This is a genomic window from Halorubrum sp. Ea1, from assembly GCF_002252965.1.
GTDB lineage: Archaea > Halobacteriota > Halobacteria > Halobacteriales > Haloferacaceae > Halorubrum.
This window is the reverse complement of the sequence record NZ_NHPG01000010.1, coordinates 32169-52968: the sequence shown is the minus strand read 5'-3', so window position 1 is coordinate 52968 and position 20800 is coordinate 32169. Positions and strand designations below refer to the sequence as shown.

Here is a 20800-nt window from a genome sequence, read left to right as displayed (position 1 = left end):
TTGAGGATAAATGGACAGTGGGGCTCGTTATCTGGATAATTCCCTGCATTATAGGTCTCCTCACATGGGTTAACGTGGGTATGCTTATTTTGGATCGGGTATTGCAATGATTCGCAAGTCGTTGACGTTAGTTCCTGTTTGTCCGGTGTAAACTAGCGCATCTCGTCTCGAGAAATACGGATACGTGTCGTTCTGGTCTAGGGACTGCCTCGCGATATCCTTATTGGATACAATCGTCGAGGTGCCAAGCGCACCTGCCGCATCTGTCGCACCGTCTTCTCCGTCTGTATCCACGCTGGCAACGACCATCTCTTCTGAACTTGCTTGAAGTAGACTCTCAAGAACAAACTCTTGATTTGGCCCGCCGAGTCCACCGCCTCGGACCGTCACTGTTGCTTCACCACCGGATATTAAGACAGCGGGCGGCTCGATCGGTCGACCGGACCGAATTATCTCGTTTCCGATTGCACTGTGAACCCTCCCGATCTCACAGGCTTCGCCTTCGATGCTTGTAGAGAGCACGAACGGTGTGAACGGTGTATGTGTGATTTCATCGATTGCAGCGTCGATTGCAGTCGACGCGTCTGCGAGAATGTGTGTCGACACACTATCGAAGCAGTGATGATTTGACTGTGGTGTCTCTTCGAATTTTCTATCGGCACCATGCCTGAGATGGGTCTTAATTGTATTCGGTGGTTCGATATCGTATGACTCCAACACCGATATTGCATCTTGGTATGTAGTGTTATCTCCCACGATTGGGCCGCTTGCAATCGTACCTAAATTGTTCCCAGCTACGTCACTGAGAACGAGCCCGATCACTGTTGCCGGAGCCGCCGCCATGGCGAATTGTCCCCCTTTGATCTGGGATATATGTTTTCTAACCGTATTTATCTCGGTGATAGTCGCACCGCTGGTCAAAAGTTTCTTAGTCACCTGCTGCAGGTCAGTTAGCATCACATCCGAAACCGGGAGCGGAAGCAGAGAGCTACCGCCACCCGAGAGTGGGAATAAAATGAGCGTGCCTTCATCGGCCTTTTGCGCTCTCGATAATATCGCCTTTGCACCCGCCTTGCCACTTTCGTTGGGAACCGGATGAGATCCCTCAATCACATCGACTTGTTTGGTTTCTCGTGGGTCGTTTGTGACGACTACGCCTCCCGATATCGTGTTTTCGAGGATTGTTTCTAATGCCTTTGCCGACTGTGCGGCCGCTTTGCCGCCGCCGAGGACGACAACTTCCTCGAACTGAGTGAGATCAACTGTGGTGTCGCCGACGATAAGATTAGAGTCTTCCTTGGAGACCGTGTTTGCGACGGCGTTCTTCGGTTGGCTTGCTTCGATCCCGGCTGCAAGACAGTCTAGGACTACCTTGTGAGCAGGCGTTACTGCGAGTTGTTTTCTGTTCTGGATCACATTCGGAGTCCCTTGTGTGTCTGTAAAATACTATCCCTCGGTGTAGACTGGCTGGAAGTGATGGTAACTTGACGGTGACAAATAGACGCATGTAAACATTCCTATGGATGTGTTCGTGGCGGCGATCGAAAATTCACCAAGCAATAAACGAGTGGTACGAGCCCGACTATCACCGGCCGTTTACGCTGGAGAACGAACGTAGTCACGACGGGTTCGTCGTTCAGGTAACGGATTCGAACTAATGTATTCTTGATAATTCTCTGCCCCCATCTGATGTATTATGAGAAGTTTCATCTGTAATTTGTACTTGTACCTCCTCGCGGTCTGCTTCGGCAGCTACTGTCTCACCGTCACCCTTTCAAAAACTCTGCTCGTTCGTAATATGCGAAAATAGAGAACGGGATCAAATATAGAAGACGTTACTAGATAACAAACCTAGTCTTGTTATATACACATGTGTTCTATGTTCAACAACCGATCAAGCACCTGTTGAACGCAGAGATAATCCAGTACCCTGGGCCAATCAAGGGGTATAGCGAGAAACAGCACGAATATTCGATAAATACGAACAGAAATTTAGGTACGAGCTGGTGAACTTTCTGAATTATACCTATATCCCGTTCTGCCGAAAGCCCACCATATGAAAATCCTGAGCAGGGAGGGGATCAGCATAACGTCTTCTCATCGAATCAGTACGATCTGATGCTGTTGAGCGAGATTGCTGTTATTTGCGCATCGTCCGGGTCATCGTCTCCGATATATTCAAACTAAAGCCCGTTTAATAGGGGGATGGGTTATGAGTAAAGCGAAAGGAGCGCATCAGCGCGTCAGCGAAGACCGACTCCGAGACGATATCACGGAAACCGGGAAATTCGGAGAGGTTGTAACTGACCAAGGACACGGTCGAACTGTACTCACGGGAACGGAAGCAAACAGACAAGCGCGGGAGTATTTCATCGACCGCCTGGAGGCGGCAGGGCTTGACGTCCGCGTTGACGCAAGTGGGCAATATCGTCGGCCGCTGGGTGCCCGAGAGCGCCGATCCGACAGCACCAGCAGTCGCCTGTGAGAGCCATATCGACTCCGTTCCCGAAGGGGGTATCTCCGATGGGGTGCTCGGCGTCTACAGCGGGCTCGAAGCCGTACGGGCGCTTCAGGAGTCCGGCATCGAATTTGACCGGCCGATCTAGGTTGTCTGTTTCACCGCAGAAGAGGGAGCGAGATTCTCGAACGGCGTGCTCGGATCCTCCGTCGTAAGCAACATTGGACTGTTGAAGCGGCACTCACACTCGAAGACGTCGAAGGAGTCACGCTCGAATCCCCGCTCGAGGACATTGGATTTCGAGGCAGTGAGTGACTGGATGCGAGTAAGTTGGACTCCTGGCTCGAACTGCATGTTATCTCTGTTATTTTTCTTCGCGTATGGGTTTCATTTGTTTCCATATCAAAAACGCCCCGACGTATCGATCTCAGGCGGTAGAGATAATAATTAAACAAGCAAACATTCTCCCACCAAAACTTGAGTTTTCGAGTGATCTTTCTTCCAATAACCCGCTGATACACAGAATCTACTACAGTCTACGTTTGGAGTATGTGAACGATTAAGTGGTAGAATGTACTGTGTCAGAACATGACGATAGAATTGAACAAAAAAAAGAATCACCGCGTACGTTGAAAACGGTTGAGCGAACCGCTCAAATAATCAAAGCACTCGAAACACTCGACGGTGCGGGTGTCACCGAACTGGCTGCTCAGGTCGGGATGTCGAAGAGTTCGACATACCACTACTTGGCGACGCTTCGGGAGAAGGAGTGTATCGTCAAGAACGACGATCAGTACGAAATCGGTCTGCAATTCCTTCTGTCCGGCGAGTACGTCCGAAACCGCAACATCTTGTACCGCTACGGCAAGGAGGAAGTTGATGAGCTCGCAGAGATGACCGGCGAGTATGCGAACCTCTTCACCGAACAGCACGGCAAAGGGATCAACTTGTACAAGGTCTGCGGGAGCGACGCCGTCGGGAGCGGCTACCAGACGGACAAACTCCACCAACCAGACCAACTCCACTGTATGGCGACGGGAGAGGCAATTCTAGCCTTTCTTCCCGAAGACCCCGTGACGAGATCCTCGAACAGCACGGGCTCCAGGAACGGACGGCAAACACCATCACCGACCTGGAGACACTACACGACGAACTGGCGACGATCCGCGAACGGGGCCACGCGTACAACGATGAAGAGGAGGTGGAGGGTCTTCGTGCTGTCGGAGCGCCGGTTATTGACCACGAGGAAACCGTCCTTGGCTCGTCGAGCATCGCTGGCCCGACCAGTCGACTGAAAGGAACGCCGTTCAACGGGGACCTACCCGAGCAGGTCCAACGCGCGGCCAACGTCATTGAGGTGAACATCAATATGGCGACCCACGGCACCGGTTCGAAAGCCTAACTGCCTGAATATTCACCGGCTACGTTCGTTTTCATAGGTCAAACACCGTCGTCGCTCACTATCGAATCTCATTAGCGCGCCAGCTCCCCCAATCCGGCCGTCAACACCCTCGTAGCCGTCGCACAACTGCTCCAGTCCGTCCATTCGCGGGGGCTATGCGAGAACCCGCCGCGGGACGGTGCGAACAGCAGTCCCGTGTCCGTGACACTCGCGATGTGCATCGTGTCGTGGCCTGCACCGGAGTGCATGCACAGGGAATCCGCATCAGCTACAGCCGCCGCGTCTCGAAGCGCGGACGTACACCGCTCGCTCATCGTGCTCGGCGCGATGTCGTATGGTCGTTCGAGCATCGTCTCGACGCTGCGGTCGCTTTCGAGCGTCGAGAGATGGTTTTGGACGCGTTTGATGATTCGTTCCATATTCTCGTACTCGACGTCGCGGACATCGATTCCCAGTTCCGCGCGCCCCGGGACGACGTTGATGGCGTTGGGCCAGACGTCGAGACTCCCGACCGTCCCGACGACGGTGTCACCCTCCTCGGCGGCGACGTCGTTCGTCACATGTTCCACCTCAAGGACGAGTTCGCTCGCGGCGGTCAGCGCGTCCGTCCGTTCGGCCATCGCCGTCGATCCGGAGTGGTTCGCCTCACCTTCGATTTCGACTTCACATCGGATGGTGCCCGTTATCACCGAGACGATGCCGACGGCCGCGTCCGCCTCTTGAAGACGCTCCCCCTGTTCAACGTGGAGTTCGAGCCACGAATCCCACGTGCTCGCGTCAATGCGGCCGGTGCCTCGGAAGCCGATGTCGGAAAGCGCCGCTTCGAGACTCACGCCTGCGTCGTCTTCGAGTGCAAGGGCCTCTTCGACGCTCCGCTTCCCGCTCGCGACCGACGAGCCGAGGACGCCGTTGGAGAACCGCGCACCCTCTTCCTCGGTGAAACAGACGATTTCGATCGGTCGGTTGATCTCAACGTCGGCTGCCTGCAGTGCTCGCACGGCCTCCAATCCGCTGTAGACGCCGAGAACTCCATCGAAGATGCCCCCTTCGGGCACGGAATCGAGGTGACTCCCACACGCCACCGACCGAGCCGCCGGATCGGCCTCTTCGGGTACCCACCGACCGGTGATATTACCGACGGCGTCGACACGAACGTCGAGACCGGCGTCGTCGAATCGATCGACCAGATACTCCCGTGCCTGCCGGTTCGCGTCCGTGCCGGTTAGGACGGTTCGTCCCTGCCCCAACTCTGTCTGAATGGCACCAAACTCCGCGTTGGCTGTGATATCCTCGCGGAGACGCTCCTCGCTTACACAGTGTTGTTCCGATTTCATGCTGCCCATGCTCTATCACCTCTTAAGAATGCTCTAAGCTTAATATACCAGTATATCAGTGCTCCTGCAGGCCGATACGCGCCGCTCTCGGCGTCTGGACCATAGCGAATCTGAGCGGCCATCGGCCTATCGCTCTCTGACGACGATGTCCTTCGCGCCGGTCTGTAGCGTCTCTTCTTCGATCTCACGGAGTTCCTCTCGGGATGCGTCAAGGCATGCGATGTGGTTGCCGGCGAGCTCTCCTGCGGGGCTCTTGAAACACGTCGGGCCACAGGGAATGAGAATTTCCTGTTCGTTCCGGTACCCTGGATAAAGCAGGATATCGCCCCGAGACGGGTAGACTGTGTGGTTCTCGCGTGGAATCTCCGGGAGTTCGATTTCGTCGATATTGATCCACGTCGCGTGTCCGCTCCAGCGGACGTGCATCAGTTCCGATTCGAGCGGGAGGAATTCCCGGAGTGCTTCGACCGATCGAGGTGCCTCATCCTCGAGCAAGTCGGCTGTGAACACACGGCCATCGACATCGAATTCTAGTTGTGTCACGTCGACTTCAACGACAGTACGCGAAATAAAAGTTCCGTCGCCACTTACCCCCAGTCCGGCACCTCACGCCGCAAGAAGGTCCCGTGGCCGGGGTTCGCGACGATATCGCCGTCGTCGGCGACGAGCGTCCCTCGCACGAAGCTCTGTTTCACTCGACCTGTCACCGTCCGGCCTTCGTACACAGAGTAGTCCGCATTCGAGTGGTTCCGCTCCGCCGTGATGGTGTACGTCTCATCCGGATCGAAGATGACGATATCGGCGTCGGCACCGGGTTCGATCCGCCCCTTCCGCGGTAAGCCGAACGTCTGTGCCGGATTGCGGCACATGAGTCGGACAAGATTCGGATACGAGAGGCCACGTTCGTTGACGGCCACGTCGTGGAACACGGGGAGGCTCGTCTGGAGACTGTTGATCCCGAAGGCGCTTTCCCACCACGGCCCGCCCTCTTTCCGTTCGCGAGGCAGCGGAACGTGGTCGGTCGAGACGACCGAAAGTGTCCCGTCGCCGAGTCGGTCGAAAATGGTATCCATATCCTGAGACGACCGGAGGGGAGGAGACATGATCGCCCGGTTCCCGAGTCGTTCGTACGTTTCCTCCGTGAGCGTGGTATAGTGCGTACACGTCTCCGCCCTGACGTTCGAACCGTCAGTCTGCACCTCCGCGATCGCGTCCGCCGCCGCCGCCGACGTGGTGTGGACGCCGTAATACTTTGCGTCGGCCGCGACGGCGAGTCGGGCGACGGAGCCGGCCGACATCGCTTCCGCGTAGTCCGGGCGGGACCGCGGATACGCCGATGGTGATTCACCGCCGGGTTCGCTTTTCACCGCGTCCGTCCGATGCTCGCAGACGGAGTACTCTTCGGTGTGAACCATCCCGACGGCACCGATGTCGGCGAGCCGCCGGAACACCTCTCCGATGAATCCGTTCGACAGTCGGATGTCGTCTGTGGTGAAGAGTTTGAACGACGTGATGCCGTCGTCGACGAGCGTCGCCAGTTCCTCGAACACCGCGGGAGATTCTTGTGTGATGACCGGATGGACCCCACAGTCGATGAGTGGTGCCGCGCCATCGCGATGCCGTTCGACGGCTCCGGTCAGCGTCCCCCGGTCGTCCCATTCTCCGTCGTCCCATCCCTGCCAGGCGAAGGTCAGAAGACTGGTGACGCCGCCGACTGCAGCGGCCGCCGTTCCGGTCTCGTAGGAGTCGATTGAGTTGTAGCCTGCGAGATGGGTATGTGGGTCGACCACGCCTGGAAGGACGAGGTTCCCGTCCGCGTCGATCCGGTCTTCCGCGTCCGGAAACGCATCTTCGTTGCCTACGCCTACGATCGTACCGTCGTCGATGGCGACCGCCCCCTCGAACATCGCCTCGGCGGTAACGACGGTCCCGCCGGTGACGACGGTGTCAATACTCACCACCGGTGTCCACCCTGACTTTGGACATCGACCGCGTTCCATCCACAACATTCGAGAGTCACCGCGAAGTTGTATCGTCTCGCTCCGTTCACCGTGCTAACCATACCCTGGAATACTCGATACCTGTTCTTAAGGGTTGTTCCGTTGTCGCCGCCTCAGCTCCGGGCCGACTGTGAGTGCGAACGAGAATTTAAGTGACGGGCGGTCTGACCAGCGAGGACGATGAGCAAACGAACGATCACGGACGTGAACCGATCGGATAGAGAGAGGTTTGTCGACCTCTTGGGCGGCGTGTACGAACATTCCCCCTGGGTGGCCGAACGGGCTTGGTCCGACCGACCCTTCGAGTCGGTCGACGACCTTCACGAGACGATGAAGCGCGTCGTCGAGGCTGCCGATCGCGATCGGCAGCTCGAACTCCTGCGGGCACATCCGGACCTCGGCGAGCAGACCGAGATGACAGACGCCTCCGTCGAAGAGCAGGCCTCCGCCGGACTCGATCAGTTGACTCCGGAGCAGTATGAGGCCTTCCAGCGACTGAACGACCGGTATCAGGACAGCTTCGGCTTCCCGTTCATCATGGCCGTACGAGACGAATCGCCCGACGCGATCAGGGCCGCGATGGAAGAGCGGGTCGAACACGCACGACCCGAGGAGTTCCGGACCGCCATCGATGAGGTACACACCATTGCGCGCCTGCGACTCGACGAAATACTGGAACCGTAGCGGCGGGTGCCCTCCTGGTGAAAATGACAACGAGCGACCAAAAATGGTTTACCTATGCGTATGAACTTCGTTGGTAGACGGTGACAAGCGCACTACGTAAAGCCAGATTTTGTAGCCCGGAGCACAGCGATCGCTGCACGCAGCAGGGATGACCGACGACGATACCACTGACGGCCCATGATAAACACACCACAAGACACCGACGACCGAACGATGAACTACGGGAAAAAACATGTTAACGTCTACCGGACGTACGCAACCCCACTGACGGGGCTCCGCGAGATTCCCGAGTCGACATTCACTGGCAAGCCGAACACGCTCCTCGGGATGGAGGTGCGTGCGCAGGTCGAGGGCGAGGAGTTCCTCCCCTCGTTCCGAGACGGCGACAACACGAAGGTGGTGGCAACGGACACGATGAAGAACTTCATCTTGCACCACGCTGGCGAGTACGACGGTGCGACCGTCGAGGGCTTTCTCCATTACGTCGGCTCGGAGTTCCTCAACACCTACGATCAGATGGAGGGAGTCCGCATGTCTGCCGATGAACTCCAGTTCGACCAACGACCCGTTCCAGACGGCGAGGGCGGCTTCGAACCGAGCGAACTGGTCTTCCGCGTTTCCGACAACGAGTCGGCGTACGGCGAGTACTACCTCAAGCGGGAGGACGGCGACATCGTCATCGAGAATCAGCGAAGCGGTGTCACCGATATCGAACTCGTGAAGGTGAAAGACAACTCTTTCGTCGGCTACGTTCAGGACGAGTACACCACACTTCCGGAACGAGAGAATCGGACGCTGTATATCGGACTCGACATCTTCTGGACGTACGACGACCCCAAGGCGGCGCTAGGTGACGATCCAAAAGAGTACGTGCCTGCCGAGCAGGTGCGAGATATCGCACAGGTGGTCTTCGATGAGAAAGACGTCAACTCGATCCAAGACCTCGTCTATCAGATCGGACTCCGAATCCTCGAACGGTTCCCGCAGCTGGCCGAAGTGAATTTCGAATCCAGGAATCAGACGTGGCTAGGCGTGCGGAATGACGACCTAGAGGGTGACGCGAAAGTGCTTCGAGAACCGCCTCGGCCGACCGGATTCCAGCGGTTCTCGATGGATCACAGCGACCTCGACGAAGGGGGCAACGTATGAGCGCAGGACTGACCACGCACGTACTCGATACAAATCGCGAAGGACCGGCGGAGGGCGTGGAAGTGACGCTGTATCGACTCGAAGAGGGAGACCGCGAGCAGATCGTGTCAGCGGTGACGAACCACGATGGCCGAGTCGACGAGCCGTTACTCGACGCCGAGGAGATCGAGGCCGGAACGTTCGAGCTCGTCTTCGACGTGGGGACGTATTACCGCGAGGGTCCAACGGAATCTACGTTTCTCGACGAGGTTCCGGTGCGGTTCCTGATCGACGATCCGAGCGAGCACTACCACGTGCCATTGCTCCTATCTCCTGGGAGTTACACGACGTACCGTGGGAGCTGAGCTACGAGTACAACCGTCGCCGTCCAGACGCCGGTCCCGTTGACACGACATCCCCCGCGGAGCGATTCGATGGCTGACCGTGTCCGTTCGGAGGTGACTGTTCCCGACCCGTTCTCGAACGGCGCTTCGTCGGAACCTCATACAGCGAACGCTATCCGCCCGATAGATGTGCGAACCAGCATATTCCGTGATATCTTGGATGAAATATAGTAGATCAATAGAAGATTTTAATTATTAGAAGTCTCATTGGTATGTCGGAACATGCCTGGAAACACAGACGAAGGAATCGATCTCGCATACGGTCTGGAAGAGAAGCCACCGTTGTCGAAATCGTTCCTGCTCGCGCTACAACACGTATCGGTCATGATTGTCCCGTCGACTGCAGTCGCGTTCATCGTCGCGGGAGCCGCGGGATTGAGCTCCGCAGACACGACGTTTTTGGTTCAGATGGTGATCCTCTTTGCGGGAGTGGCGACCGTCGTCCAAGCATACGCCGTGGGTCCAGTCGGCGCGAAACTTCCGATCGTGATGGGAACAAGTTTCGCCTTCGTCGGTGCGATGTCATCGATCGGCGCGAGTTCGGGCCTCGACGTCGTGTTCGGCTCGATCGTGGCCGCGGCAGTCGTCGTTCCGTTCCTGTTGGGCTGGCAGTTCAAACGACTCCAGTCGTTCTTCCCGCCGCTTGTCACGGGACTCATCGTCATCATCATCGGTCTGTACCTCGTTCCGGTCGGTATCCAGTACGCCGCTGGCGGGGTCGGTGCCGAAGACTTCGGCTCGATGCAGAACCTCGGGCTTGCAGGACTGGTCTTGACGATCTCGGTTCTCTTCAATCTGCTCTTGAAGGGAGTCTGGCGAATGCTGAGTGTCATCATCGGAATCAGCGCCGGCTACGTCGTCGCGATCATGTTCGGCGTCGTGGACTTCACGCCCTTCTACGAAGCGGCGTGGATCGCGGTCCCCACTCCCGGCCGGTTCGGATTCAGTTTCGAGTTGGTCCCGCTTTTGACCTTCGCGTTCCTGTTTCTCGTCTCGGGTATGGAAACAATCGGCGACATGTCCGGGATCACCGCCGCCGAGGGACGCAACCCCACCACAGAGGAATTCCGAGGCGGAATCTTCGCCGACGGGTTCATCAGTGCCCTCGGAGCGGTCTTCGGGTCCTTCCCGCAGACATCGTTCTCCCAGAACGTCGGCATCATCAACTTCACCGGCGTGATGAGCCGTCACATCGTCGGGATCGGCGGTGGGATTCTGATCGTGCTCGGACTCGTCCCGAAGATCGGAGCCATCGTGACGACCATCCCCTCCGCCGTCTTCGGCGGTGCCGTGCTCATTATGGTCGGCATGGTGGCCGCCAGCGGCATGCGGCTGTTGTTCCTGAACATCGAGATGAATCGTCGAAACATGGTCATCATCGCTACGGCGCTCGGACTCGGGCTCGGCGTCGCGACGGTGCCGAATGCGCTCTCGGGACTGCCATCGGGTACACAAACGTTCTTCGGCGAACCGGTCATCGTCACCGGCCTGGTGGCGCTCGCGCTGAACACGTTCGTCCCCGGCGAATCCAGTCCGCTGTTCGATCGGGCCGACACGGTCCCGCCGATCTCCGAACCAGTCGACGACGATTGAGGTCCGACGGAGGTCGAGCAAGTATGTTTCCCTGTGCCGAGTTCCGCTCGTCTCCACCGCGCTGGAAGGCCCCGTCGAGTGATCCGTGAGCACCGACACGAGTGAACCGCGCCGGTCCGTGGCAGGTCACCCGGGGTACCACTCCGCCCGCACCGCCCGCAGGGGAAATTTTTTGTCCTGCGACTGATTACGGTATATCTATGTTATTGACCGGAACAGTGGTCGCAGACACGAACACGGTACTCCAAGACGGAGCGGTTGTCGTCTCGGGGTCACGGATCGAGGCGGTGGGCGAACGATCCGAGATCGTGCCACAATATGCCGACCACGAACACCAATCCTACGACGTCCTGCTACCGGGACTCGTCGGCGGACACATCCACTCCGTTCAGAGCCTTGGGCGGGGAATTGCCGACGATACCGAACTACTGGACTGGCTGTTCGACTACATCCTCCCTATGGAGGCCACACTTTCGGCCAGAGAGATGGAGATCGCGGCAAAACTGGGATATCTAGAGATGATCGAAAGCGGGACGACAACCTGTGTGGATCACCTCTCGGTCGCCCACGCGGAGGAGGCTTTCGATGCTGCAGGTGAGATCGGTATCCGTGGCGTCCTCGGCAAGGTGATGATGGATCAGCGCTCGCCCGACGATCTCCTTGAGGATACACAGGAGGCCCTTGACGAATCCGAGCGGCTCATTCAGGAGTACCACGGCTCGTTCGATGACCGCATTCGGTACGCCGTGACACCTCGATTCGCGGTTTCCTGTACCGAAGAGTGCCTCCGCGGCGCTCGCGAACTGGCCGACGCGTACGACGGGGTCCGTATCCACACCCACGCCAGTGAGAACCGAAACGAAATCGAGACCGTGAAAAATGATACCGGGATGCGAAACATCCACTGGCTCGACGAGGTCGGGCTCACCGGCGAGGATGTCGTGTTGGCCCACTGTGTGTGGACTGACGAAAGCGAGCGCGAGGTACTCGCCGAAACGGGGACGCACGTCACGCACTGTCCGTCTTCGAATATGAAACTCGCCAGCGGCATCGCTCCGATATGGGACTATCTCGACCGCGGCATCAACGTCGCCCTCGGCAACGACGGTCCTCCGTGTAACAACACGCTCGACGCGTTCACGGAGATGCGTCAGGCCAGCCTCCTCCAGAAGGTTGATCGGCTGGATCCGACCTCGACCCCGGCGAGCGAGATATTCGAGATGGCGACGATCAACGGTGCGAAAGCCGCCGGGTTCGATGAACTTGGCGCGATTCGGGAGGGATGGCGAGCTGATATCATTGGTCTCAGTACGGATCTCACGCGGGCGACGCCACTGCACGATGTGCTCTCGCATCTGGTGTTCGCCGCTCACGGCGACGACGTTCAGTTCACGATGGTAGACGGTACTGTCCTGCAGGATGACGGAGTAGTGACCGCCATCGACGCCGAGTCAGTCCGTCGGGAAGCATCGGAGATAGGCCTCGATATGGACCTAGAGGAGGCGCGTGAGTCCGCTCGGAAACAGAAACCCTGAGTCAGCGCGCATGGCGCGCGCCCTCCATCACCTCAGGGACGAACACGCAGTTCATATGTCCCTACAGCCCTGTTTCAGAGTGATCTGGGCCGCTGGCAGTAATCATGTGGCCCCACATTTATTTAAGTCTGGTAGATAACGGGTTCATGGATGACAGACACTAGCAAGAACCGGTCACGCCTAGCGTCGTTCTTCGAGTTCGAAAAACATGACACCGATGTGAAAACGGAACTCGTCGCCGGGCTCACGACGTTCCTGACGATGTCGTACATCATCGTCGTGAACCCCGCCATCCTGTCTGCGGCGATCTCCATCGAGGGGTATTCCGACGGCCAAGTGTTCCAGATGCTCGCTATCACGACGATTCTGGCCGCCGCCGTCGGTACCACCGTAATGGCGCTGTACGCGAACCTGCCGTTCGGGCTCGCACCCGGGATGGGGTTGAACGCGTACTTCGCATTCACCGTCGTAATCGCGCTCGGGATTCCGTGGCAGACCGCACTGGCCGCGGTGTTCGTCGAGGGTCTCATCTTCATCGCGATGTCGTCGGTCGGTGCGAGACGATACATCATTGAATTCTTCCCCGAACCAGTGAAGTTCGCTATCGGTGCCGGTATCGGCCTGTTCCTGCTATTGCTGGGCCTTATCGAGACCAACATCGCCGTTGCGGACGACGCAACGCTCGTTTCGCTCGGCAACGTCGCGTCCGACCCGGTCGCCCTACTCGCACTCGCCGGGATCGGGTTCACAGTTTTCTTCTACGCCAAGGGGGTCACCGGCTCGATAATCCTCGGCATCCTGACGACGGCGGCCGCCGGATGGGGACTGACCTTCGCCGGTGTTGTCGACGGTGGTATCCTCACGCCAGAGAGCGTTCCTCCGATCCAGTACGACATCACACCGCTGGTCGGGGCGTTCCTCGACGGCTTCCAGAACATCGAGCCGATTTCCTTCGTCATAGTCGTGTTCACGTTCTTTTTCGTCGATTTCTTCGACACCGCCGGCACGCTGATCGGGGTCTCGCAGTTCGGCGACTTTCTCGACGAGGACGGGAATCTCCCCAACATGGAACGGCCGTTGATGGCTGATGCCATCGCAACCACCTTCGGTGCGATCATCGGTACGACAACGGTGACAACCTACGTCGAGAGCTCTACCGGCGTCGAAGAGGGCGGTCGGACCGGGCTCACTGCCCTCGTGGTCGCGCTGTTGTTCGTCGTGTCACTCGTCGCCGTCCCGGTGGTCGCCGCGATCCCAACGTACGCGTCATATATCGGGCTCATCCTCGTCGGCCTCATCATGCTTCAGGGGGTCACCGACATCCAGTGGGACACGGTTGATTGGCTCATCCCGGCCGGTCTAACCATCATCATGATGCCGTTGACGGCCTCGATCGCGAACGGGATCGCCGCGGGGATCATCAGCTATCCCATCGTCAAGACTGCACGGGGCGACTACCGTTCTATCCACGTGGGGCAATGGATACTGGCGGCGGCGTTTGTCCTCTACTTCTACGTCACCACCGGCGGTGTAATGAGCTGACACGCGGCCTCCGCCCAGCGTTTGATCGTCGACATCTCGGAATTACAGACCGCTTTTTCCGGTTGAGTACACATCTTTGGCTCTCGATGCGCTGTACTGGGAAACTCCGTCGGATGTCTCCCATCTCTGATGAGGGGATTTTTTGGTCACGGCGCTGCATCTCCGATACGAGTTCGAATGTCTTCAGAGGAGCGTATCGAAATCCCTTGGTCGTCTGCCGCCTTCCAGACGGTGATCGCCTGTTCGCTCATCGGCGTCATGGGAGTCCCGCTCATCAGTCCCATCCTGCCCGAACTCCGTGGGGTGTTCGGCATCTCCGACACGCAGGCCGGGCTCATTATTACGGCTTACACCCTCCCGGGCGTACTTCTCACGCCGTTTATCGGATTTCTCTCGGATCACTTCGGCCGGCGACCCGTCGTCTTACCGCTCCTGTTCCTTTTCGGCCTGACCGGCGCAGCCATCGGCTTCGCTCCGCCTTTCGAGATCGTGTTACTCCTCCGACTTCTACAGGGAGTCGGCGCGAGTGGGCTGATGGTTCTCGCGATCACCCTTATCGGTGATTTCTACGACGACGAACAGCGTCACGCGGTCATCGGCGTCAACGGCAGCGCGATCGGCATCGGCGCAGCGACGTATCCGCTGATCGGTGGTGCACTCGCGTCGATCGGATGGAACGTCCCGTTCGCGTTCTTCGGCGTCAGCCTCGTCGTTGGCGTCGTCGCGCTGTTTTCGCTGACGGAGCCGTCGATCGATTCGCCGCCGTCGTTTCGCACGTACGCCGATCGGCTCACCGCTGCAGCACTCATGCCACAGGCCCTCGGGCTCTGGGTCGCCGCCTTTTTCACATTTTTTCTCTTCTACGGAGGCGTTCTCACGACCGTCTCCTTGCTGTTTAGCGACGTGTATGGCCTCGCTGCCGGGGAGATCGGGGTACTGTTCAGTATGGTCTCGATAGCCAACGCCACGATGGCATCACAGTACGGACGGGTGTCACAGCTCCTCCCGGCAAAACAACTGGTTGCACTCGGATTCGTCGGCTTCGGGGTCAGCCTGCTCGGCGTCTGGGCCGCCGGGACACCGATCGCAATCGGCGCGATGCTCGTCTGTTTCGGTCTCGGATTCGGGGTCGTGATGCCGTCGCTCGACACCACGACCGCCGGACTCGTCTCGGGCCAGCTTCGGGCGAGCATGCTTGGCGTGTTGACGAGCATGCTCTGGCTGGGACAGACCGTGGGTCCCATCGTGTTCACCAGTGTCGCCCAGAACGCGTTTGGTGATGCCGTCGCAGGCTACCGATTCCTGTTGGTATTCTGGGGAGCAAGCGCGGTCGTCGGCGGTTTGAGCGTGTTCGCCTACTTGACGCTCACGGCTAGAGCGGCGACTCACCACGCCGAGACGTCGTGAGGGGGCACCCGCGGCCAGCGAGTCGCGTGTGGGTGTTCGTGTTCCGGTCCGTCTCGGCTAAGCCGAACCACTTTTTGTCCGTGGTGACAGTCACTCAGTATGCGTTACGTTAGCACGGTATTCGAACGGAGCGCTGTCACGTGTGCTGAACGGTGTCCGAGTCGTGGGGCCGATGACTGACGCGGTCGACACCCTCGTCCGCGGCACAGTGGTAAATGTCAACACAGGATCGCTTGAAGACGGTGCCGTCGCCATCGACGACGGTGAAATCGTCGCGCTCGCGGAGCGTCCGGCCGAGCGCACTCTCGACGCCGGCTACGTCGCCCCCGGACTCATCGACGCCCACATGCACGTCGAGTCGAGCATGGTGACGCTGCCGGAGTACGGCAACGCGGTCCTGCCCCGGGGCGTGACAACCGTCATTCACGATCCGCACGAGATAGCGAACGTGCTGGGAGAGCCCGGCGTTCGCGCTGTCGTCGAGGACGCGGCGTACACGCCGCTGAAGGCCCGGTTTACCGTCCCTTCGAGCGTTCCGGCCTCTTCGCTGCAAGACGCCGGTGCGACGCTCTCCGCGGCGGCCGTGGACTCGCTGCTCGACCTCAATCCCGTCGTCGCCCTGGGCGAGGTGATGGATATCCCGGGACTGCTCGCGGGCGACGAGGAGGTACACGCGAAAATAGCGTCGGCACGGGAGCGCGGCCTCACGGTCGACGGTCACATGCCCGGCGTCGACGGCGCGGCTCTCCACGAAGCCGCCCGGTATCTCGACACAGACCACGAGAGCATCACGCTCAGCGAAGCGCGAACGCGAGCGGACCTCGGGATCCGGGTCTATCTGCGCGAGGGCTCTTCGAGCAAAAACCTCGCCGATCTCCTCCCGCTGACTGACGCGGTCGACGCTCGGCGGCTCTCGCTCTGTACCGACGACAGGGAAGTCGTCGACATCGTCGACCACGGTGGCGTCGACTTCGCGGTCCGAAAGGCGATTGACAAGGGTGCAGACCCCGTCGAGGTCGTCCAGATGGCGACGCTCAACACCGCCGAGAGCTACGACCTGCCCTTCGGACGGATCGCGCCCGGAGCGCCCGCCGACCTCGTGTTGCTCGACGATCTGGAGTCGTGGGACGTTTCCCACGTGATGGTCGACGGCGAACTGGACCCCGCAGCGTCGGAGCGGACCGGGGTCACGAATCTGGCGACGGACACCGTCCAGTTCGACCCTGTCGCGGGGACGGACCTCGTAATCGAGGCCCCCGCCGACGCCGCGGAGACGGCCTCCGTCCGCGTTATCGACGCTGTCGGCGGGCTACAGACCGAACCCATGGACGCCACCGTTCCAATCGACTCGGGCGTGCTGGTCCCCCCCGAGGACGAGGGCATCGCTTCGCTGGCCGTCATCGAGCGTCACGGTCGCGGCGGCGGTATCGGACGGGGATTCGTCCACGGTCTCGGCCTGCACCGCGGCGCTATCGGCTCCACCGTCGCCCACGACGCCCACAACTGCGTGGTCGCCGGCGCGGACCCCGACGCGATGGCCATTGTGGCAAACCACCTCCGTGATATTGACGGCGGTATCGCTGCTTTCGACCCGGCTACTGACCAGACTGTCTCGCTCGCGCTACCGGTCGCGGGGCTTATGTCCGACGCCCCGATCGAAACGGTGTACGAGGAGTACGAGCGGGTCGAGGCGTTCGCGACCGACCTCGGCCTCGTCGACAGCGGTCTCATGGAGCTGTCCTTCCTCGCGCTGGAGGTCATTCCGACCTACCGCCTGACGAACAACGGGTTGGTCGACGTACCGTCGGGCGAATACGTCGACGTGCTCCGGTCCTGATTAAGATCTCGATGGCGATCCGTTTGGGGCCGTCGGTGCTTTCGTGTCACTGCCGCCGTGTCCGCTCTCCGACGAGGCCGTGCGTGTACCGGCAGCGCCCTCGGCGTCGACGATGTATACAGAGCTCCGAGAGCGGCGAACCGCCTCAGTCGTCGTCCAGTGCGGCCGCGATCTTCTCCGGGGTGATCGGCATGTCGCCGATCCTGACTCCAACGGCGCGACGGACGGCGTTGCTTAGCGCCGGCGGGACCCCGTTGACCGGAATCTCGGCGACCGACTTCGCGCCGAAGGGGCCAGTCGGCTCGTGGGTTTCGACGATGAGGGAGGTCAGCGGAGGCTGATCGGCCGTGGTTGGCATGTCGTAGTCGCGGAACCCAAGCGTCTGCGGCTGGCCGTCCTCGTCGAATGTGATACCGTCTCCGGTCGCCAGCTCATAGCTCATGTGCATCGCGCCCTCGATCTGCCCTTCGACGAGGGCAGGGTTGAGCGCCACGCCGCAGTCGACGGCGTACACCATATCGTGGATCTCGAACTCCCCGGTCTCCTCGTTTACCGTCACGTCGACGAACTGCGCGCCGAACGGTGGCGGCGATTCTTCGGTGCAGTGGCTCGCGTCACCCATAACTTGGGCGCGCACCTCGTCACCGTACATCGACTCGTACCCGATCTCTTCGAGCGAGACCGACTCGCCGGTGATCTCCGAGATGACAGCGCCGTCGTCGACGGTGAACGCCGACTCGGGTTCGCCAAGCATCCGCGAGGCGAACTCAAACAGCATTCCGCGAGCCTCCTCGGCGGCTTTCTTGACCGCCTGCCCGGTGATGTACGTCGTCGACGAGGCGTAAGCCCCGTGGTCGAATGGAGAGATATCCGTGTCCGACGGCTGTACGAGCACGTCTTCCGGGGGTACGCTCAGCACCTCCGCCGCGATTTGCGCCATCACGGTATCGGCTCCCGGTCCGATGTCGACGGCACCGGTCTGGAGGATGAACGAGGCGTCCTCGTTCATTTTGATATGCGCTGCGCCTAGTTCCTCGCCGGGGACGCCGCTGCCTTGGATTGTCAACGCCATGCCGCAGGCCCGGTGGAGATGGTCCGGTTCGGGTTGGTCGACATCGTCCCAGCCGATCGCCGCGCGCCCCTCAGCGATACACTCGTCCAGCCCACACGAGCGGATGCGTCGGCCGTACTCCTTGTCTTTGAGGATGCCGGAGGCCACCTCTAGGTCGCCCTCCGAGATCACGTTCCGCGAACGGAGATCGATTGGGTCGATATCGAGTTCGCGGGCGATCTCGTCCATGTGACCCTCGACGGCGAGGTGACCTTGCGGGGCACCGTAGCCACGGAAAGCACCTGCGATAGGCAGATTCGTGTGGACGGCGGTCATCTCGTAGCGGATGTTCGGTGTGTGCGTGTACAGGGGTAACGGCTTTTTGCCGACGGCGCTGGCAACGGTCATTCCGTGGGGACCGTACGCGCCAGAGTTCGTGACGGCTTCCATATCTATGGCTTCGAGTTCGCCGTCATCGGCCACGACGCTCCGTAGTTCGACGCGGGCAGGGCGGCGGTTGCGGAGTGCATGGAACTGTTCACGCCGCGTCGTCTCGACTTTTACCGGCCGGTCAGCGGCATCCGTGAGCGCCATCGTTAGCGGCTCGGTAATCATTCCTTGTTTCGAGCCAAATCCGGCCCCGATACGCGGCTTCGACACCTGAATATCTCGAATCGGCACGTCGAAGAGGTGGGAGAGCTGTCGGCGCGTATGGTACGGCACCTGCGTGCTGGAGATTAAGTGATACCGGTTGTCTTCGTCACGGTGGGCAATCGTGGTGTGGGGTTCGGGCACGCAGTGGGACTGGTACGGTGTCTCCCACTCAGTCTCGATCACCGTCAAATCCTCGCTCTCCTCTGCCTTTGAGAAGGCGGCGTCCACGTCACCGATTTCGCCCGACATCTGCGCCTCGATGTTCCGCTCGTAATCCGCGCCCGGCTGGAGGTTCTCCACGTCGTCGGCGCTGTGGAGTTGGGGCGCGTCAGGCTCCATCGCTTCGGCGGTATCAAAGACCGCGTCGTACTCGTCGTACGTGACGTCGAGTTTCCGTGCGGCCTTGCTTGCGGTGTCCTTGTCTTCGGCGACGACGGCGGCGATGGGGTCACCGACGAAGCGGACCGTCCGCCGGAGTACCCGGAGGTCCCACGGGGACGGCTCGGGATAGGACTGCCCGGCAGAGGTGTAGGGTTTCTCAGGAACTTCGGGGGAGTCAGGCGTGACGACGGCGTAGACGTCGTCCATCGCCTCCGCTGCACTCGTGTCGATGTCCGTCACGACGCCGTGTGCGATGTCCGATCGAACGACCTCGGCCTCAGCCAGGTCCGGGAACTCCCGGGCGTAGTCGGCAGTGTACTTCGCCTCACCGGTCACGATCTTTTTTGCGTCGTCCTTCTCCTCACTGTGTGAAACCGTTCGGCGCTCATTCGGTGCCTTCCGGTTATTCGGCGCCTCGTCCCAGTGGATCGGGTTGGATTCCGCTATTTTTTCAGTGTCGGTTGTCTTGTCTTCCGAATCTGGATCGTCAGTTCTGCTCATTTGTCGCTCCCTCCTTCGAGACAATCACAACCGTGACATGTGGCGTCGGTGGAAACACGGCCGCCGTCGGCCGCTACGTCTGCTTCGCCGGACATCCGGGTCGACGCGTCTTGGACCGCATCGATGATCTTTTCGTAGCCCGTACACCGACAGAGGTTCTCCGAGAGGGCGTCACGGATGTCAGCCTCGTCGGGATCTGGGTTCTCTTCCAGTAACGCCTTCGAACGCATGATCATGCCCGGAATACAGAACCCACACTGGAGTGCGGAGTTATCGACGAACGCCGACTGTACCGGTCCCAGATCGTCTTGCGTTCCCAGGTTCTCGATAGTCTCGACCTCTGTGCCGGCGAGTTGGCTCACCGGTCGGATACAGGACTTGACTGGATCGCCGTCGACGATCACCGTACAGAACCCGCAGTTCCCGGTGTCACAGCCCCGTTTCGCACCCGTATATCCGTTGTCTCGAAGGACATCGAGCAGTGTGTCAGAGCGTGCGATCTCAAACGTTACGTCGTCGCCGTTCAGTGTAATATCTATTTCCATATGGATCACTGTTGATCGTTATCCCGAGAGCAGTAAACATCCTCGGGCGAGATGCCGGGCTACAAACGCCCGTGATGGGGTGTCCGGGCGACGGGTCGAGTATTGATTCCCAATGCCCGGGATGCTAACTTGTCACAGAGAATAATACTTAAAATTTTTCATCGGGTACCTCGATTTCGGGTAGACGTGACCTATCCCCCTACGACGAGTACTTTTCTCGACAGGCCGTAGCCGACTCGATTCGAATTCGCCAGGGCTCTGCGGTCTCTTCGCACCGACCGTCATCACTCCGGTGGCTCCGATTCGAACTGCACGAGGGTCGGTACTGCAGGTGCGGCGTTAGA

14 protein-coding genes and 2 pseudogenes are annotated in these 20800 nt (G+C 59.6%); 10 read left to right on the top strand and 6 right to left on the bottom strand.

Going from position 1 to position 20800, the window contains the following annotated elements; all coding sequences use genetic code 11:
* Nucleotides 1-84: 84 nt before the first annotated feature.
* Nucleotides 85-1416 (bottom strand): glycerate kinase, encoded by a 1332-nt coding sequence (locus DJ73_RS01470; RefSeq protein ID WP_094524392.1) that lies wholly within the window; start codon nucleotides 1414-1416, stop codon nucleotides 85-87.
* Nucleotides 1417-2212: 796 nt separating this feature from the next.
* On the opposite strand from DJ73_RS01470, the pseudogene DJ73_RS21300 reads away from it, so the two are divergent.
* Both DJ73_RS21300 and DJ73_RS01455 read left to right on the top strand, forming a co-directional pair.
* A pseudogene (locus DJ73_RS21300) lies at nucleotides 2213-2770 on the top strand (M20/M25/M40 family metallo-hydrolase); the annotation flags it as partial.
* Nucleotides 2771-3057: 287 nt separating this feature from the next.
* Nucleotides 3058-3860: pseudogene (locus tag DJ73_RS01455) on the top strand (IclR family transcriptional regulator).
* A 71-nt stretch (nucleotides 3861-3931) separates the two neighbouring features.
* Here the strand turns inward: DJ73_RS01455 and DJ73_RS01450 are convergent.
* From DJ73_RS01450 to DJ73_RS01440, 3 genes are all read right to left on the bottom strand, one after another.
* Complete coding sequence (locus DJ73_RS01450; protein WP_094524515.1) at nucleotides 3932-5194, bottom strand: Zn-dependent hydrolase; 1263 nt, start codon at nucleotides 5192-5194, stop codon at nucleotides 3932-3934.
* A gap of 126 nt (nucleotides 5195-5320) precedes the next feature.
* Nucleotides 5321-5737, bottom strand: coding sequence for a DUF3830 family protein (locus tag DJ73_RS01445; RefSeq protein ID WP_094524395.1), 417 nt, complete (start codon nucleotides 5735-5737; stop codon nucleotides 5321-5323).
* Between the two features lie 44 nt (nucleotides 5738-5781).
* Nucleotides 5782-7152 (bottom strand): dihydroorotase family protein, encoded by a 1371-nt coding sequence (locus DJ73_RS01440; RefSeq protein WP_094524396.1) that lies wholly within the window; start codon nucleotides 7150-7152, stop codon nucleotides 5782-5784.
* A 222-nt stretch (nucleotides 7153-7374) separates the two neighbouring features.
* Here DJ73_RS01440 and uraD point away from each other — a divergent pair, with 222 nt between their 5' ends.
* From uraD to DJ73_RS01400, 8 genes are all read left to right on the top strand, one after another.
* Nucleotides 7375-7878: a 2-oxo-4-hydroxy-4-carboxy-5-ureidoimidazoline decarboxylase gene (uraD, locus tag DJ73_RS01435; RefSeq protein WP_094524397.1), complete on the top strand. Its 504-nt coding sequence runs from the start codon at nucleotides 7375-7377 to the stop codon at nucleotides 7876-7878.
* A gap of 213 nt (nucleotides 7879-8091) precedes the next feature.
* Nucleotides 8092-9027, top strand: a complete 936-nt coding sequence (gene pucL, locus DJ73_RS01430; protein WP_094524516.1) for a factor-independent urate hydroxylase — start codon at nucleotides 8092-8094, stop codon at nucleotides 9025-9027.
* A complete protein-coding gene (gene uraH, locus DJ73_RS01425) occupies nucleotides 9024-9371 on the top strand; it encodes a hydroxyisourate hydrolase (RefSeq protein WP_094524398.1) in 348 nt (115 codons plus the stop codon). Before pucL ends, uraH begins: the two co-directional genes overlap by 4 nt.
* A 261-nt stretch (nucleotides 9372-9632) precedes the next feature.
* The gene (locus tag DJ73_RS01420) at nucleotides 9633-11003 is read left to right on the top strand and encodes a uracil-xanthine permease family protein (protein ID WP_094528052.1); all 1371 of its coding nucleotides are present in this window, start codon (nucleotides 9633-9635) and stop codon (nucleotides 11001-11003) included.
* A gap of 200 nt (nucleotides 11004-11203) precedes the next feature.
* On the top strand, nucleotides 11204-12538 hold the full coding sequence (locus tag DJ73_RS01415; protein WP_094524400.1) for a 5'-deoxyadenosine deaminase: 1335 nt from the start codon (nucleotides 11204-11206) through the stop codon (nucleotides 12536-12538).
* A gap of 150 nt (nucleotides 12539-12688) precedes the next feature.
* Nucleotides 12689-14080, top strand: coding sequence for an NCS2 family permease (locus DJ73_RS01410; protein ID WP_094524401.1), 1392 nt, complete (start codon nucleotides 12689-12691; stop codon nucleotides 14078-14080).
* Nucleotides 14081-14257: 177 nt separating this feature from the next.
* Nucleotides 14258-15487, top strand: a complete 1230-nt coding sequence (locus tag DJ73_RS01405; protein WP_094524402.1) for an MFS transporter — start codon at nucleotides 14258-14260, stop codon at nucleotides 15485-15487.
* A 172-nt stretch (nucleotides 15488-15659) separates the two neighbouring features.
* On the top strand, nucleotides 15660-17324 hold the full coding sequence (locus DJ73_RS01400; RefSeq protein WP_094524517.1) for an adenine deaminase: 1665 nt from the start codon (nucleotides 15660-15662) through the stop codon (nucleotides 17322-17324).
* Between the two features lie 145 nt (nucleotides 17325-17469).
* Here DJ73_RS01400 and DJ73_RS01395 read toward each other — a convergent pair whose 3' ends face one another.
* Nucleotides 17470-19911 carry a xanthine dehydrogenase family protein molybdopterin-binding subunit gene (locus DJ73_RS01395; RefSeq protein ID WP_094524403.1) on the bottom strand — a complete coding sequence of 814 codons (2442 nt, stop codon included), beginning with the start codon at nucleotides 19909-19911 and terminating at the stop codon, nucleotides 17470-17472.
* On the bottom strand, nucleotides 19908-20456 hold the full coding sequence (locus DJ73_RS01390) for a (2Fe-2S)-binding protein (RefSeq protein WP_170938354.1): 549 nt from the start codon (nucleotides 20454-20456) through the stop codon (nucleotides 19908-19910). The genes DJ73_RS01395 and DJ73_RS01390 overlap by 4 nt, the downstream gene beginning before the upstream one ends.
* Nucleotides 20457-20800: the final 344 nt, after the last annotated feature.

Bases quoted from the DNA above. Each gene is read 5' to 3' on its own strand.
- DJ73_RS01450 (WP_094524515.1), bottom strand. From the start codon at position 5,194: ATGAAATCGGAACAACACTGTGTAAGCGAGGAGCGTCTCCGCGAGGAT.
- uraD (WP_094524397.1), top strand. From the start codon at position 7,375: ATGAGCAAACGAACGATCACGGACGTGAACCGATCGGATAGAGAGAGG.
- pucL (WP_094524516.1), top strand. From the start codon at position 8,092: ATGAACTACGGGAAAAAACATGTTAACGTCTACCGGACGTACGCAACC.
- uraH (WP_094524398.1), top strand. From the start codon at position 9,024: ATGAGCGCAGGACTGACCACGCACGTACTCGATACAAATCGCGAAGGA.
- DJ73_RS01420 (WP_094528052.1), top strand. From the start codon at position 9,633: ATGCCTGGAAACACAGACGAAGGAATCGATCTCGCATACGGTCTGGAA.
- DJ73_RS01415 (WP_094524400.1), top strand. From the start codon at position 11,204: ATGTTATTGACCGGAACAGTGGTCGCAGACACGAACACGGTACTCCAA.
- DJ73_RS01410 (WP_094524401.1), top strand. From the start codon at position 12,689: ATGACAGACACTAGCAAGAACCGGTCACGCCTAGCGTCGTTCTTCGAG.
- DJ73_RS01405 (WP_094524402.1), top strand. From the start codon at position 14,258: ATGTCTTCAGAGGAGCGTATCGAAATCCCTTGGTCGTCTGCCGCCTTC.
- DJ73_RS01400 (WP_094524517.1), top strand. From the start codon at position 15,660: ATGACTGACGCGGTCGACACCCTCGTCCGCGGCACAGTGGTAAATGTC.
- DJ73_RS01395 (WP_094524403.1), bottom strand. From the start codon at position 19,911: ATGAGCAGAACTGACGATCCAGATTCGGAAGACAAGACAACCGACACT.
- DJ73_RS01390 (WP_170938354.1), bottom strand. From the start codon at position 20,456: ATGGAAATAGATATTACACTGAACGGCGACGACGTAACGTTTGAGATC.